The organism is Synechococcus sp. CB0205 (assembly GCF_000179255.1).
Lineage (GTDB): Bacteria > Cyanobacteriota > Cyanobacteriia > PCC-6307 > Cyanobiaceae > Vulcanococcus.
Genome location: NZ_ADXM01000046.1, coordinates 1 through 14,912 on the forward strand (window position 1 = coordinate 1; position 14,912 = coordinate 14,912).

The 14,912-nt window shown below is 58.0% G+C and carries 17 protein-coding genes and 2 pseudogenes; 14 read left to right on the plus strand and 5 right to left on the minus strand.

Annotated features, from left to right (window positions below):
• Positions 1–78: 78 nt before the first annotated feature.
• Positions 79–1,186 (minus strand): annotated as a pseudogene (locus CB0205_RS15660) (IS3 family transposase).
• Between the two features lie 326 nt (positions 1,187–1,512).
• On the opposite strand from CB0205_RS15660, the gene CB0205_RS15940 reads away from it, so the two are divergent.
• The 4 genes from CB0205_RS15940 to CB0205_RS0107805 are packed head-to-tail and all read left to right on the plus strand — an operon-like array spanning position 1,513 to position 2,987.
• Entirely contained in the window at positions 1,513–1,692 is a 180-nt protein-coding gene (locus tag CB0205_RS15940) for a hypothetical protein (RefSeq protein ID WP_010316211.1), read from the plus strand.
• A 31-nt stretch (positions 1,693–1,723) separates the two neighbouring features.
• Positions 1,724–2,380, plus strand: coding sequence for an RAD52 family DNA repair protein (locus tag CB0205_RS0107795; RefSeq protein ID WP_010316212.1), 657 nt, complete (start codon positions 1,724–1,726; stop codon positions 2,378–2,380).
• Between the two features lie 47 nt (positions 2,381–2,427).
• On the plus strand, positions 2,428–2,667 hold the full coding sequence (locus CB0205_RS0107800; RefSeq protein WP_010316213.1) for a DUF433 domain-containing protein: 240 nt from the start codon (positions 2,428–2,430) through the stop codon (positions 2,665–2,667).
• Positions 2,667–2,987 (plus strand): hypothetical protein, encoded by a 321-nt coding sequence (locus CB0205_RS0107805; protein WP_010316214.1) that lies wholly within the window; start codon positions 2,667–2,669, stop codon positions 2,985–2,987. Before CB0205_RS0107800 ends, CB0205_RS0107805 begins: the two co-directional genes overlap by 1 nt.
• Before the next feature lie 49 nt (positions 2,988–3,036).
• On the opposite strand, the gene CB0205_RS0107810 is transcribed toward CB0205_RS0107805, so the two are convergent.
• From CB0205_RS0107810 to CB0205_RS15945, 3 genes are all read right to left on the minus strand, one after another.
• Entirely contained in the window at positions 3,037–3,372 is a 336-nt protein-coding gene (locus CB0205_RS0107810; RefSeq protein ID WP_232197268.1) for a hypothetical protein, read from the minus strand.
• A 202-nt stretch (positions 3,373–3,574) separates the two neighbouring features.
• Complete coding sequence (locus CB0205_RS16640) at positions 3,575–3,697, minus strand: hypothetical protein (RefSeq protein WP_255344646.1); 123 nt, start codon at positions 3,695–3,697, stop codon at positions 3,575–3,577.
• A gap of 301 nt (positions 3,698–3,998) precedes the next feature.
• Positions 3,999–4,139, minus strand: a complete 141-nt coding sequence (locus CB0205_RS15945; protein ID WP_156797868.1) for a hypothetical protein — start codon at positions 4,137–4,139, stop codon at positions 3,999–4,001.
• A gap of 1,108 nt (positions 4,140–5,247) precedes the next feature.
• Between CB0205_RS15945 and CB0205_RS0107825 the strand changes: the two genes are divergently transcribed.
• From CB0205_RS0107825 to CB0205_RS0107855, 5 genes are all read left to right on the plus strand, one after another.
• Positions 5,248–6,174, plus strand: coding sequence for a hypothetical protein (locus CB0205_RS0107825; protein WP_029626223.1), 927 nt, complete (start codon positions 5,248–5,250; stop codon positions 6,172–6,174).
• 123 nt (positions 6,175–6,297) lie between these two features.
• Entirely contained in the window at positions 6,298–7,437 is a 1,140-nt protein-coding gene (locus CB0205_RS0107830) for an SLBB domain-containing protein (protein ID WP_232197269.1), read from the plus strand.
• Between the two features lie 3 nt (positions 7,438–7,440).
• Positions 7,441–8,271, plus strand: a complete 831-nt coding sequence (locus CB0205_RS15950) for a hypothetical protein (protein ID WP_156797869.1) — start codon at positions 7,441–7,443, stop codon at positions 8,269–8,271.
• A 428-nt stretch (positions 8,272–8,699) separates the two neighbouring features.
• Entirely contained in the window at positions 8,700–9,029 is a 330-nt protein-coding gene (locus CB0205_RS15955) for a hypothetical protein (RefSeq protein ID WP_156797870.1), read from the plus strand.
• A gap of 135 nt (positions 9,030–9,164) precedes the next feature.
• Positions 9,165–9,371 (plus strand): hypothetical protein, encoded by a 207-nt coding sequence (locus tag CB0205_RS0107855; protein ID WP_156797871.1) that lies wholly within the window; start codon positions 9,165–9,167, stop codon positions 9,369–9,371.
• Here CB0205_RS0107855 and CB0205_RS16495 read toward each other — a convergent pair.
• Positions 9,361–9,819: a dual specificity protein phosphatase gene (locus CB0205_RS16495; protein ID WP_232197270.1), complete on the minus strand. Its 459-nt coding sequence runs from the start codon at positions 9,817–9,819 to the stop codon at positions 9,361–9,363. The genes CB0205_RS0107855 and CB0205_RS16495 overlap by 11 nt on opposite strands.
• 476 nt (positions 9,820–10,295) lie before the next feature.
• Here CB0205_RS16495 and CB0205_RS16500 point away from each other — a divergent pair, with 476 nt between their 5' ends.
• The 5 genes and pseudogenes from CB0205_RS16500 to CB0205_RS15315 all read left to right on the plus strand — a co-directional run.
• Complete coding sequence (locus CB0205_RS16500; RefSeq protein ID WP_083797916.1) at positions 10,296–10,841, plus strand: NAD-dependent epimerase/dehydratase family protein; 546 nt, start codon at positions 10,296–10,298, stop codon at positions 10,839–10,841.
• Positions 10,838–11,875 carry a UDP-glucose 4-epimerase GalE gene (galE, locus tag CB0205_RS0107870; protein WP_010316233.1) on the plus strand — a complete coding sequence of 346 codons (1,038 nt, stop codon included), beginning with the start codon at positions 10,838–10,840 and terminating at the stop codon, positions 11,873–11,875. Before CB0205_RS16500 ends, galE begins: the two co-directional genes overlap by 4 nt.
• Positions 11,875–12,174 (plus strand): hypothetical protein, encoded by a 300-nt coding sequence (locus CB0205_RS0107875; RefSeq protein WP_010316235.1) that lies wholly within the window; start codon positions 11,875–11,877, stop codon positions 12,172–12,174. Before galE ends, CB0205_RS0107875 begins: the two co-directional genes overlap by 1 nt.
• A gap of 260 nt (positions 12,175–12,434) precedes the next feature.
• Positions 12,435–14,654: a tyrosine-protein kinase domain-containing protein gene (locus tag CB0205_RS0107880; protein ID WP_010316236.1), complete on the plus strand. Its 2,220-nt coding sequence runs from the start codon at positions 12,435–12,437 to the stop codon at positions 14,652–14,654.
• Positions 14,655–14,691: 37 nt separating this feature from the next.
• A pseudogene (locus CB0205_RS15315) lies at positions 14,692–14,805 on the plus strand (NAD-dependent epimerase/dehydratase family protein); the annotation flags it as partial.
• Positions 14,806–14,912 lie beyond the last annotated feature (107 nt).

Here is a 14,912-nt window from a genome sequence, read left to right on the forward strand (position 1 = left end):
ATTTAGGGCTTGCTGGGTGATATCTGCTCCCCTTGACGTGACCCCCTTCATTGGTCCAGGCGCAATGAGAGTGGGTGGTTATGCAGCAGCTGGTTGAGCTGCCTCCAGGGGCGTACGCCCCTGGAGGGCTGAATGCGGCCTCAAGGTGTTGTACTCCCAGCGCCAGCGATCAGCCAAGGTTTGGGCCTCGCTCACGGATGTGAACAGCTCAGTGTTCAGGAACTCATCCCTGAACCGGCTGTTGAACGACTCGGCAAACCCGTTCTGCCACGGTGATCCTGGTTCGATGTAGGCCGTGGTGGTGCCGCTGTTCACGCTCCAGCCCTTGAGGGCGTGGGAGATGAATTCGGGCCCGTTGTCGCTGCGGATGAACGCTGGGGCTGGGTAGAGGCTGGTGAGCTCCTCCAGCACCGCCACGACGTCTTTGGACTTGCAGCGCCTGCCCACCCGGATGGCCAGGCAGAGACGGCTGTGCTCGTCGATCACGTTGAGGAACTTGAGCCGCCGGCCATCGGCCGTGGCGTCGAATTGGAAGTCCATCGCCCAGACCTGGTGCGGGTGCGCAGCCTGGTGACGTCGCACCGAGCCGTCAGCCGGGCGTGCCCTCTTCTGCTTGCGGGGGTGGGCCGCTGCAGGCCCTCCTCGCGCCAGAGCCGGTGCACCCGCTTGTGGTTCACCGTCCAGCCTTCCCGCCGCAACAGGCGGTGGGCCATGCGCCGGCCCCAGCGGATGTGCTCGGAAGCGATCTCGCGGAGACGATGCCTCAGCTTGGCCTCCTCAAGATCGACGACCTTGCCGACATCGCGCTGGCTGCTGCGGTGCTGGCCCACCAAGCGGCAGACCCTCCGCTGGGATGCCCGGTAACGCTCCTGCAGGACTGTGACGGCCCGCCGGCGGCGCTCCGGGCTCAGAAGTTTCCCTCAGCGAGATCCTTGAGCATCGCCTTGTCGCGCTCTGCTTCCGCCAGAAGCCTTTTGAGCCGGGCGTTCTCTTTCTCCAGCTGGCTGAGCCGTTTGGCCTCTTCTGCCTTCATTCCGCCGTAGAGCTGCCGCCAGCGGTGGTAGGTGGGCTGGGAGACCTCGAGAACTCGGCAGGCTTCCGCAACTGTCTGGCCCTGGGCAAGCAACTGGTCAGCCGTTTTGAGCTTGCGGATGATCTGCTCGGGTGTGTGGCGGGTTCGTTTCATGGTGGAGTCCCCGGCCCAGTCTGGTCGGATGAGGACTCTCATTCACCTGGACCGATTTTCAGGGGCCACGCCAGCCTCACCTCCCGCACCACAGAAGCCATCGAGATCGATGACCCCGATCTCCTCCCCCCAGACCTCCTCACCACCCAAACCAGAAGCCGCCCACCTCGCCTTCTCCCTCTCCGCAACCGCCGTCCCCGGCGCACGCCTCATCAAATGCCGCCACTGGTCCATCACCTGAGGGGGCAGGGGCCCCTTCTCGATGGGGTTTTGCAGGTGCGGGCCCCATTCCCTTTTCTCCACTCCACACACACCACTTCATCGGCATGGCCATCACATCCACAGCCACCAACACCACCCACTCCGCTCCAATTCGCCGCAACGCCACCAGCCGGCCACCCACAACGCTCCAACTGCTGCGCGAAACGCTGAGCCAAGACGCTGCTCAACCATCGCCCGCCCCTGCAACCGCCCACCTCGAGGGGGGGGCCTGGCCCCGGCTTTAGTGAGAGGCAGGTGGCGTTGCTGTCGGCACCGTTGGATCGGGCCAATGTTCGCCAGCGGGAGCAGGGCCGCAGCCGGGTGAGCTATCTCGAGGGGTGGCAGGTGATTGCAGAAGCCAACCGCATCTTTGGTTTTGACGGCTGGGAGCGCTGCACCCTGATCAGCCGCTGCGTGGCGGAGCACGAACGGCCGATTGGCCGGGATCGCAAAAGCGGCTGGGGCGTCACCTACACCGCCCGCGTGCGCATCACCGTTACCGCTGGCCACCGCACCTTGATCCGTGAGGGCTCAGGCGCTGGGCATGGCATTGATGCCGACAAGGGCTTGGCCCATGAATCGGCGCTCAAGGAAGCCGAAACCGATGCCACCAAAAGGGCGCTGATGACCTTTGGCAATCCATTCGGCCTGGCGCTCTACGACAAGCAGCAACGCCAGGTGAGCAGCTCCGCTGCCTCGACAGCTGGGTTCGTGGCCTCTCCAGCGGCTGATGCCCATCTTGAGCCCGCGGCCATCACGGCTCTCCATGAACGGATCAAAGCCCTGGCCCCTGCTCGCCTCGAGGCCTTCTCCAAGGGCTTCCGCGCTGCCTTCCAGGTGCCTGATGCCCAGCCTTCGCTGGCGGGGTTGATCACCAACAACCGCCACCAGCGCTGGATCGAGGGCTTCCTGGCTGAAACCGCTACCGCCTGATTCCAGCGACCTGCCTACGATTTCTTTGGCCCTTTGAGGCAGCCGCCATGTCGACAACCAGCCAGCTGGATTGGGCGGACTGCTCCGCCGTGGAACGGGACCCCCAGCGCGTGAGCGGCGCCTGGGTGTTCCGCGGCACGCGCATCCCGGTGGCTGCACTGTTTCAGAACCTCGAGGACGGCGTTTCCCTCACGGAGTTCGTGGAGGTCTTCCCTGGGGTGACGATCGAGCAGGCACGGCTGGTGCTCGAGCACGCCGCCAGAAGCACAGCTGTAGCCCTGGCGTAGTGCGCATCCTGTTTGACCAGGGAACACCTGCCCCCCTGCGGCGATCCCTCACGGCCCATGTGGTGAGCACGGCCTATGAGCAGGGCTGGTCCACCGTGACCAATGGCGATCTGATCCGCCTGGCTGAGCAGCAAGGCTTTGAACTGCTGATTACCACTGACACCAACCTGCGCTACCGACAGAACCTTCAGGAGCGCACCATCGCGATTCTTGTGCTCTCAACCACCAGCTGGCCGCGGATCAGAGCTGCCGCCAATCAGGTGGTGGAGGTGGTGGCTGATCTGAGCGCAGGCGACACCTGCGAATTGCGCATCCCCTGATCTGCCCAACGGGACCAGCAGAAAAGGCCGGCCACTGCCGGCCTGGCCCTCAGCGGGCCTGATGAGCTTTGAACTCCAGCTCCTGATCGGCCTCGATCGCTCGATCAATCGCCTCCACCCGAGCGAGAAATACCGCCATCGCAGGCAGCAACTCCTCCTCGAGCAGGGCAATCTCTTCTTCCCTATAGGGGTGATCGATCCAGGGCCTCGGGATTAAGAGCCCTTTGGCGGTGTGGGTGGCAAGCAGCCACTCCACGGCCCGATAGCAGGACTCAACCAACCCAACCGGATCCTCAGGATCAAAACCAACCGCATGGCTGACCATGACGAACTGACGCCTTCCGGCGCAGCGACGGGACGCCTTCAGGACCGCTCCGCCAGTCAAGGGGCGAGTCCATCCGCTGATGCGCGGTGAGCACCGGCAGCGCCGGAGCGATCGCGCCACACAAACCAGTCCGCTCGCCTCGCGTAGCCCTTGACCAGGGGCGATCCTGGAGGTGCCCGGCGCGGCGCTTCTGGTGGTGCGTCTTGAGCCGGTGGGGTGCATCTCGAGGACTGCTCACCCTCTCGGTGATTCACTCCTGGCCTTAGGCCTTGAGGCTCTCCCCTCCGGTCCGTACCAGCAATCGGCTCACCACACAGCCGCGGCGGGTCGTGCCATGGAAGCGGCGTGGACCCTCCCAGCGTGCCCACTGCGTCGAAGGCGGCAAGGATCAGGCCGGGCCGCTGCGCGGTCCTTGCCGCCTCCGCCACAGCGGGCCTCGGTCGGGGTGTTCCACGCCTTCCCCGAGGGCTGTGTTCGGGGCACGCCCCACCGCTCCCTGCTGCGAGATCCGCTTCCTGGTGCTCCACACCTATCCCGTAGCCCTTGGGCTTCTGCGAAGCAGTTGGCATCAAGGCCTATGGCCATGAGCGCATCACCACCCCCATCGGTCGCCGCGGGAAGCCCGTCAAAAAGCTCCGCCTGATTCCTGCAGAAGATGCTCATGCGATGGCCCAGCACTTCCAGGGTCAAAAGGGCACCACGGTCTCAGTGATCTGAGCCACCTCGGGAGGCTCCGCCTCCCGCCGGCCGTTCTCCCGGACGGTTTTCTCGGGTCTGATGGCCGTAACAGTCATGGGGGCTTCAGTGCCCTCGATGGCTGCTTGCACGGCATTGATGCTTCGCTGGCGCCAGGCAAGCTCATGCAGTGACAGCGGCGTTACGTCGCTTCAGGGGGGAGAAGGGACCAAGCGGGGTGGCCCATCGCACAACACTGCAGCTGCAGTATTCAGCCGACGAAGTCTCGATGTAACGGTGGCTACGGTTCCGACTGCTCTGATGCGCATTGTGCAGGTGCGTATGCAAATCGTGATTCCCAGCTTGCTCCTGTTCGTGAGGGTGTGCGCTGATAGGTCCCATTGGGCCATGGGCTATGAATTCGAAGCGTCTTACAGGGGTCAGCTATACGGCCGATCAACTGGGCGAACCCACAGCGCTGGAACTCAGGAATGGGCAGGGTGCCGCACACCCCCGGACGCCATCTAAAGCTGGTGCTGGACGTACTCGGCAGCGACCCAGACGACGACAGCTTTACTGTCCGGCTCATCATGAACAGCTGATTAGTGGCACCGGTAAGAAGTACTTCATTCATCTTCTGTCGTCAGAAGAATTGAAATCGCGTGGGATGTCAGACAAGAAAGCCCGTCTGGTCATTCAGGCTTATCCGGTTCTAGTCCTTAGCAATGAATGGCTAGAGGAGATGTTTTGTGTTGAATGCGGCCAAAAGCGGTGGTGCCATCTGAGTCGAGATCATCAGGGCTCACTCGCGATTCGCTGGGCTCATCGTGACCTCTGGCAGCAGGTTGCCCATGTTGATCCATTGGTGCCGAATCCCAGCGTCGGGGAGTTCACACGACGTCAGGCGCGACGGCTGACTGATCGCCGAGCTGATGGTAAAAGGCTTTACGACTAGGCTCTCTCTCTCCTTGCACCCTTTGACCCCTACCCAACACTGGGTAGGGGTTTGTTTTTGGGGTGGTTAAGTCGAAGTGGCTTTGATCTTGGGCGTCTTCACCTGTGTATTTGTTGTTACGGTCTGCCGTGAGATCCATTTGTGCAACGGGTCTTCAGGCTTGAAATGCACAATCTGCATAGCCCGATAGGTAGTATCATTTGCTGAATATGCATATGCAGCCTGGCGGTTTCTACTGAATTATTGGTACCCGCCTGGGTAATATTGATATTAATCCGTTCGTGATAGGCTCGCCTACATTCGTTGTGCAGACGGAATTTCCTTCCGACCTCGAGATCCTTGATTATTTAGAGCTGTTTAACAGCACCGTAATCTCTGCTGAGGCTCTTGGGTTGTCTCAGAGCAGTTGTTCGAGGCGCTATCGCGCCTTCAGTGAGGCTTGGGAATTTGGTTTTGACCGTATCGGTGACCGCTATCAGGCCACTCGTAATCTCGATGTTCTGCAAAGTCTGAGGCAGGCGTCTCAGCGCAGTCGCGTTCGGCAGGGCCGAATGCGCTTCACGCGAGGCTGGCAACTTGGACGACAGCCTGTTCCCATGGTGGATGGATGGGGATCAGAGCTTCCGATTAGGCCGATGAACAGTCTTCGGCTGCTCTCGCTTCTGGAGCAGCGACTTCTGGATATGGCCGTGATGGGAATCATGGAATTCCAGCCGCTGCTCAATCAGCCGTTGTCGCGGCTCCGTCTGGCAAGGACGCCATTGGGGACGGCCATGATGTGCATCCCCATTTGCACCTGGGATCTGCAGTTACTTGCTCATAGGGATCATCCCCTTCAGGGAAGTCATGAGCTTGATGCTGATGTGTTCGCTCAGTACTCCTCACCTGGGCTTTCGCTGGGGGCGGCTCCTTTGCTGATGTCTGCATTGCAAAGCCATGGCCTTGGAACACTCGCGTATCCGTCGGCTCAGTATGAGGAGTCAGCTTGGGAAGGTTCTGGGTCTGATGGCCACTCCTTGAGTTACGCAGCTCCTCATCTTTTGCCGCGGCTTGAGCGTCACTATCAATTGGAAAGATTAAACTATGACCTTGATATTTGTGAATGCCTGGCCATTGTTGCTCATCGCGATGTGATTTCTGATCCTTGCTTTGCTGATACTTTCCGGCATCTGCACAAAAAGCTGGCCGAGGTTTTGTCGCCCTTCAAGGGTCAGATTGCTTGGCTGTCATGAGTGCCGTCAAATCTCTTCGGCTCCGCTGTCCGCATTCTCCTATGCCTGTTGCGACTTGGCTCGGGTCAGGTTCTGTTGTCTGTCTAACTTATGTGGACTTGTCTCCTATGGCCTGTTTCGTCCATGGCCGCTGAACGCTCGCTTTCTAGGTTGTCGCCTGCGCTTAGGCGTGTTGTGATCGGTTGCGGAGCAATCGCGTGGGCTAGCTTCTCAAACGGAGCGGCGGCTGGTTTGCAAGCTGTCGCTCAAGGGCGCATGCAAGCCCCCTCTGAGAACTTTATTGTGACCCAAGATGCTTACATCCTGGGTCCTGGTGATCAACTCCAGCTAACGATCCTTGATCCGGGTGCGAAAGATCTAGGTGGAGTCTTTGATATCCTTAATGACGGTAGCGCGAGTCTGGCACTGGTTGGAAATGTTGTGTTGGAAGGCCTAACTGTCAACCAGGCTAATTTATGGCTCAAGAGCCTCTACGGGCGTTATCTGCTGCGGCCTGACTTGAACCTGAGGGTTGTACGTGCCAGGCCGATTCAGATTTCTGTCGTTGGTGAGGTCGAGAGTCCTGGTCTCTACTCGCTGACAACGAGCGAAATCTCACAGACTGAAGGTGGTCCAGCCAGTACAATCAGTGGATTACCCACCGTGGTGACTGCCATTCAGAAGGCAGGAGGGTTGACCCTCAACGCTGACCTGACCAATGTGACCTTGGAGCGTCGTCTTCCTGGCGATAGTCAGCAGCTGAGGCAGGCTCAGCTTGATCTCGCGGCGTTGTTGCAACGTGGAGACAAGCGCCAGAACCCCTTTGTCTTTGATGGTGACACGATTGTCATCGGCACTGCTTTGACGCCCAGTTCCGAGGTCATGGAACTGGCTGCAGCCAATCTCTCACCTCAGAGCATTGAGGTGAATGTGGTGGGAGAAGTGGTCCAGCCTGGGCGCATTGAGCTGAAGGCCAATACCCCGGTTGTCCAGGCGATTCTGGCTGCTGGTGGTCCCAAAACATGGCGAGCCAAGCGCAGCGATGTTGAGTTGGTGCGCATTAATCGCAATGGCACAGCGACACGTGAGTTGTTTTCCATTGACTACTCACAAGGCGTCAGCAGTTCCCGAAATCCCCCTTTGCGTGATGGAGACACGGTCATTGTGAATCGCAGCAATTACGCACGCTTATCCGATGCGATCGGTGCGATCGCTACACCGGTGACCGGCCTCGTCAATATTTGGGCTTTGGTCAGGCTGATTCAGGACAACAACAACAACTGACCCATGAAACACTTCAGGCATCCCATTCTTTTGATTGCTCTTGCCAATGCAGGTCTTTGGAGCCTTCCTTGGCTTCTCGATCAATCACAATTGATCCTGGCTCGTTGGCGTGAGGTTCCCCAGTTTGTTGGCGGCACTGCAGAGCAGGATGTCGCGATGCGTCTGATGCAGCTGGGGGCACTTTCTGAGCGCTCCATCAATCCAGGTTATGAACCCCTTTCCACACTGCCCCAATCTGCACTCTCCGATGGAGATCCGACAGTACGGCTTGCAAGAACCAGTGCGTTGGCGCTTCTTGAGCTCGAACCTGTCAACAATCCACCGACTCCACAAGCCTCGCTTCAACCTTCCCTATCTCAGCCAGAGCGTCCAGGCTCTTTTGAGCTGCCCCGAACTGCCTTGACGGAGCCTGCCTCACTTATGCATCGCCTCAGGAAGGCTGACGGGCTGGGAGGAGAAATCACGCTGGCTTCTCTCAAAGAGCCAGCGATGCCTGTCGCTGCTCGTGCTGAACGGATGCAACAGCAGCGATCTGGCGACCCTCTTGCTGCACTGCCGTTGCACTGGCGTACAGCGATGCGGCATCAATTGAATCCATCAAGGCCTGTCAGCCGTGTTGCGATGGTTCGTGTTCCAGCTCCCGGTCTGCGCGAGCGGCAAGAAATTCCGATTGTGGTTGATGACCAAGGTGCAGGCGAGGCCTTGGTCGCGCCCCGCAATCCCACGGTCCAAGCTGCGGTTGAACAGTGGGCTGCTAAGCAGAGCCCTTCTGAGCCTGGAACCGTCCAAGTCCTCGTCGTCGCAGCAGAACCCCTAGCTTTCGGGGTCGAATGAAACATTTCTTATGGATACGACTCGACTCCCATCGCTCCGGCTACTTTTCGGAGATCTGCTCAAAGACGATTTCAGCTTGCGCTTTGATCGTATGACGCTACCTCTCTCTCTCTCTCTGTTGGCCGATTTGGTCAACCTGAGCAGGCTCTTGCCGCTTAGAGCGAGTTTGTTGTGATGACCAAGGTTTCGCAGACTTCCCTGTTTGAGATTCTGGATCTCGTCGATCTGTGGCACCTTTACTGCAATATCGAGTACGCAGCTTCCATTCGAGGTGTTTCTGCCTCCAAACTTAGTCGTCGCTGGCGCGATTTACTTGGCGTGTTTGGTCTGAGTTATCCATCGCGCGGCTGTGGTGTTGATGAGGATATCCTGCAGAATAGCAATGCATTCTGCTTGTTAAGTCAGGCTTTTCAGTATTGGCGTTTTGAATGCGGACGGCCGAAGTTGTTGCCTACCTTCACGGCCGCGTCCGCGTTTCGCTCCAAAGACCATGGCTTGACGTGTTGCCTCATCATTACTTCACTGCTGAGCAGCTCAGGCGTCATCTGCTCGCGAGACGCGTTGATCTGATTGTTAGCTCTTCTCTTGATCTGGCTGGTGACCTGATTGTTTCCGCATTGGAAGAGCAGTCTTCTCCCTTTGTCGCTATTCCCTTGATGCGTGAACCGGTGTTCCTGGCTCTCAACGCTGATCATCCTCTTGTTGGCTTTGCCGAGGTTTCAGCTCAGGATATTCAGGTTTTTCCGAGTCCTGCATAACCTGAGGGTGTTGCAACTCGCGCAGCCAGCGAGCTGAAGACTCGTGGAGCGTGGAAGCATGCTGGTTCCTCCCGCTTCGCTCCTCGCATCAGTGATTGGGTTCACGCTATGCAGTCCAAGGTTGGCTTGTCCTACATGTCGAGCCTGCTGCAAGTGGGGGTTCCTGATAGCGATGAGCTCAGCTTGATTCCTTTTGCTCAGCCGCTGGAGCAAACCACCTACATCCTGATGCTGAAGGATGTTGCAGCGTGCCCCCTGGCAGTTCCGTTTATTGAGGCGTGCCGTGCATTGGTTCTGACGGCCCTGGCGATGGCGACCTATGAGGTCGATCTTATTGCTTGAGAAGTTCGTCCAGCAGCACCAGGTGTTGGGTCAACGGTTTGGTTCTTGGGTGCAGCCGTTTCACTTGAGCCAGTGCTTCAAACAGATCCAGGTTCTCCTTGCGGCATAAGGCGCCAATCGCAACCAGCGGTGAGCGCTCTTGGCCTGCATAGCAATGGAGATAGAGGGGTGGGGCCATGGTCCAAAGCTCAATGGCCATGTCGATGGCCTGTGCCAGATGAGCAGGTTGCAGGGCGTCTGGATCGCGGTGGTCGCTCAGGCTGATGCGCCGCTGCTCCCATAGTGTGGGAGGTGACCAATCGGCTTCGTTGGCGGCACAACAGCTAAGAACGCTGCGGATGCAGTGGTTGCTGAGCGATTCCCACTGGTGATTGTTGATCGGTATCGGGCCAATTGCGAGTCTTCCTGATCGAATCCAAGTGATGCTTAGCGGCGCTCGTGTGCTCATTCTGCTCGCTCTGAGTGACTACTGATCTGGATCCGATCGGACAGCGTTCTTGTGAAGGCCTTGGGACGCATAGCCCAACTAAGCTTTTACCAGTTCAGACAGGTGCTCACTCCTGAATGTTGTAGCTGCATAGTGCTATTCGCTTGGTGAACCCCTCTATCTATTTTCAGTCCATCTCGTCCGTGCACTGCATCTGAGGCGGCCATGATTGCTCCGTGAGAACGACAGCTTGAGCGACCGCTCGCGTCCTCTTGCCCTCCACGCCATAGCTGTATCTATTTGGCGTTGTTCAGCCTTGATCCCTTGGGATGATTGGAGCTGACGTCCCGATTCTTTGAGCGCTTTTAGGCCTTTAGTCTTTTGATCTTGTCTTCTGATTGCTTCCTTTTTCCTTCCCTAACTATCGATGTCTGCTAGTTCACTTTTGAGCAAGTGTCCCCTGCTCCTGCTGCTCTGATGCCTGACCGGTTGTGTTGATGTCGTCCCCGCTCGTGCTGGTCACCGGGGGCGCTGGCTACCTGGGTAGCCACGTTGTCTCTGCCCTCACCTCAGCCGGCTACAACGCACTCGTCCTGGACAACCTCAGCGTCGGTAACGCGGACCTTGTTCTCCCCCATGCCTGGGCGCTGGTGGAAGGTGCTTACGGTGATCTCCCCCTTGTTCGCGCCTTGCTCGAGAGGAGCCATCCAGCGAATCCTGGACGCCCGGTGGCCGCTGTCGTGCATTGCGCCAGCGATGCACCTTGCGGCGACGATGGAGAGCTGCTCACCGTGTTGAACGTGGGCAGTGGCGCTGAAATCAGCATTCGCGATCTCGCCAACGCCGTGGCGCGTGAATGCGACTTTCGCGGCACGATCTCGTGGGATGCCAGCAAGCCAGATGGCACGCCGCGCAAGTTGTTGGATAGCAGCCGGCTGGCCGGGCTGGGCTGGCGCGCGCGGATCTTGCTGGAGCAGGGCCGAGCGAGCACGGTGACGGCTTACCGCCAGGAGTGTGAGGGCCAGTTGGCCCGTTTGGGATGACGATTCTGGTGCTTGGTGGGGCCGGTTACATCGGCTCCCACACGGTGATGGCTCTGAAGCAGCAGGGCTACCGCGTGGTGGTGCTCGACAACTTGGTGTATGGCCACAGCGATGTTCTCGAGCGCTTAGATGTGGCGTTGGTGGAAGGCCAGGTGGGTGATCGTGCCTTGCTGGAGCAACTGATCGGTGGCCACCACCCCGCCACTGAACGGGCCCCCGTGCAAGCGGTGTTGCATTTTGCGGCCTATGCCTATGTGGGCGAGAGCGTGGAGAAGCCGGCGCTCTACTACCGCAACAACCTGGCGGAGTCGCTCACCTTGGTGGAGGTGTTGCTGGCGGAGGGAGAGTGGCGCGGCGAGATGATCCCGCTGGTGTTCTCGAGCACCTGCGCCACCTACGGCGTACCCGACCCGGATCAGATCCCGATTCAGGAGAGTTGCCCGCAGCGGCCGATCAATCCCTATGGCCGCAGCAAAGCCATGGTGGAGCAGCTGCTGGCGGATGTGGCCAAGGCCCACGGCCAACCATCGGTGGCCTTTCGCTATTTCAATGCAGCCGGTGCCCATCCTTCCGCTCTGGTGGGTGAGCACCACGAACCAGAAACTCATTTGATCCCGCTGGTACTAGATGTGATGAGCGGCCGGCGGCCGTACCTGCAGATCTATGGCGACGATTACCCCACCCCCGATGGCACCTGCATTCGCGATTACATCCACGTGTGTGATCTCGCGGATGCCCACGTGCTCGGCCTGAAGCAGATGCTCGAGCGGCTGGCACCCTCACCCACTTATCAGGTGTTCAACCTCGGCAATGGCACCGGGTATTCCGTGCAGGAGGTGATCGAAACCGCCAAGCAGGTCACGGAGCGCGGCTTGCTGGCCCATGTGGCCCCCCGGCGAGAGGGTGATCCACCGGTGCTCGTGGCTTCGGCTGCTTTGGCGATGCGTGAACTGGGTTGGATCCCCCGCTACCCAGAGCTGCGCACGATGATCGAGCATGCCTGGCAATGGCACCAACGGCGTTTTCGGGTTTGATGAGCCGATATTCCCAGCCGGATCCAGAGCCCCGCTCCGCCCTGCGCGACTTGGAGCGCCGGCGGCAGAAGGTACAGGCGTTTGTGGATTGGGTGAGTGCCCATTTGCATCTGCAGTTTCACCTGCGGCAGATCACCACGATGCAGGAGCTGGTGGCCTTCTCCAAGCGCCACCGCGTACCGATTGATCACCTGGATGTGACCCTGTTTTATCGCGACTTCAACGAACCGTTTTGGCCGTGGTACGGCCGGCCCAAGCAAGTGCGGCACCATTTTGCGCATTTAGGCCGGATGCCTTGAAATCCCGCGTCATTTTCGGCGAGAATCTCGCTATGGGGCAGTCGACTAAAAAAGAATCTTTCAGACTAGACTAGTTGAACAGATCAGCGTTTGGTTTTCGCTCCTTTGAATCACGATTCAGCCTCAGGTTTGAGTCGTTGCCGATGAGCGCCCTTATCCGCTTTAAGCATTGAAGGTGTTTGGCCTTGTCATTTATGCAATCCAATACCAGCCTTGACAAGGTTAGTTCGTTGTCGTCGGCTCCAGATCGCTCTCTCCTGATGCCTCCTTCAACCGAGGGGGGCATTAAGCTTCGTCAGATCTGGATTAGTCTTCAGCGCAGACGTCGATGGTTTGCGGTTGTCTTTGGCATCACGCTTGCGGCAACCGGGCTGATCACGATCAAGCAGAGGATCTTGTCGCCTCTGTATCAAGGTAGTTTTACCCTTCTTGTCAGCGATCCATTATCAGAAGAGCGTGAGTCGAGCAATCAGCTCGATGAACTTGCTTTTGTGAACAGCGGCTCGATTGACTTGCCCAATCTTGTTGCTGTGCTGACTAGTCCTATGTTGCTGCAGCCTTTGGCAAGGTCCCAAGGGCTGCCAAACGGTGCGTTGAGCGGTCGTGTAGCGATCAAAACCGCAACGCGTGAATCCAATGGGGTCCTGAATGTGTCCTTGACCTGGGGGGAGCCATCCCAGGGTGACAGTCTGCTCCGTGCTCTTAGTCAAGCCTATTTGCAATACTCCCTGAGGCAGCGACAAGAAAAGTTGGTGCAGGGACTGAAGTTCCTTGATGAGCAGGCGCCAGGTCTACAGCAGCGTGTGAATGATATTCAGCAAGAACTTGCAGACTTTAGAAAGAAGAATGCACTGCTTGTTCCTGAAGCACGTGCACAGCAGATTGAAGCAGAGCGAGCTTCTCTGCAGGAAAGTATTCGCACGCTGCAACAAGCTGAGGCTCAACTGCTTGCCTTGCGGGCCTCTGTACGTCGTGGACGGCTCCTTTCACCGCAATTCATTAACGGAACGGATCTCACGGCTACAACGGGTGCTGATCTCAGTGCTGTCCTCGCGAATGGTGCCTTCAGTCAGCTGCTCTCTGAATTGATTGATGTCGAACGGGAGCTGGCTTCGACTAGTGCTACGTTTCGGCCTGATAGCCCTTCAGTCAAGAGCCTCACGGCTCAGCGCAATAAGCTGCGGGTGCTGCTGCAGCGTCGTCAGCTGGATGCTGTTGCTTCGGCTCTCCAGGAAAATGCTGTTCAGCAATCACAGATCAAGCGGCAATCTGCGCAGTTAGAAGCTGTTTTTCGCGTGGTTGGTCCAGAACTTGTCAAGCAATACGATGCACTCAACCAGCGACTAGAAGTTGCCCGTGAAAATCTAATCAGCTACCTCAAGGCTCGCGAAACTTACCGCCTAGAAGTTGCCCAAAAGACGTTGCCTTGGCAAGTAATCAGTCCGCCCGTCTTTGGCTCCATTCCGGTTGAACCAAATCTTAGTCAGAGTTTGGTGAATGGGATTCTATTGGCTCTTGCTTCCGGGGTTGGTGCGGCTCTGATTCGTGATCGCTTGGATCACGTGTTTCATAGCCCTCGTGAAGTTGAGTTCTCGATTGATCGGCCTTTGCTTGGCAGTGTTCCCTTCTTGCCGCTTGATCAGCAGTCGTCCGTGTTGCAACTGTTGGATCAGCTGGATGATCAACAGCGTTTTGCTCTGCGCGAGTCGTTGCGTAATCTGCATCGTTCGCTTCAGTTGCTGCGCGCAGGGAGGAGTTTGCGTCTGTTAGCCGTGACTTCCACGGCAAGTGGTGAAGGAAAAACCACACTGGTTGCACTGCTCGGCCAAACCCTTGCTGATTTAGGGCTTCGGGTGTTGTTGGTAGATGGAGATTTTCGCCAGGCTCAACTCCATCAGCGGCTTGGTGTAGACGGTGCCCGTGGATGGAGCGAGATGTTTACTGAGAGTCCACCAGCTCTCTCTGAACTGATCCAGTGGCCTGAATCCAATCTGGCTGTGTTGCCTGTGGGCCGTCGACCGCCTGATGCCGTCAAGCTTCTCAATTCAAGCCGTAGCCAGGAGGTGATTCAAACCCTCCGTGAGATGCCTGGCTTTGACGTTGTTCTTTTTGATAGCCCTCCGGCACTTGACCTTGTCGACCCGCTTCTCTTGGGCGATCACCTCGACGGTTTGTTGTTTGTGGTGAGTCTTGGTCGCATCGATCGCAGCCTGCCAGACCAGGCCATTAAGCGGATTCAGACTTCTGAGGCTGACTTGCTCGGTCTGATCACCAATCAAACCCAGCCCATGAGCAAGATCTATGGCTATGGCTATGGCTATGGCTATGGCTATGGCTATGGCTATGGCTATGGCAATGGCTACACACCCCAGTCCCCTCAAGACAATGTTCTCAAGCGCCTTGAGGATCGCTACCCCAAAATTCGGCAATGGCGTAAGCGAGCGCAGCTTGCTTTCACGTGGCTGGATCAGCGTCATTGATTGAGTCCTTGCTCCTTCGACTGTTCGGGTCTTCTTCGTGCGCAACTTGATTACAGGTGGAGCCGGTTTCCTTGGATCCCATCTTGTTGATCGGCTGATGAATGCCGGTGAGGAGGTGATCTGCCTCGATAACTACTTCACAGGCCGCAAGGCCTTCAGAGAACCCGATACCCGACGTGAGTACGGTGAAGATCGGGTTCGTCTCTACGGGCAGATGCAAAAGAAGCTCTTTCCTCGGGAGATACAGGCACACAGACA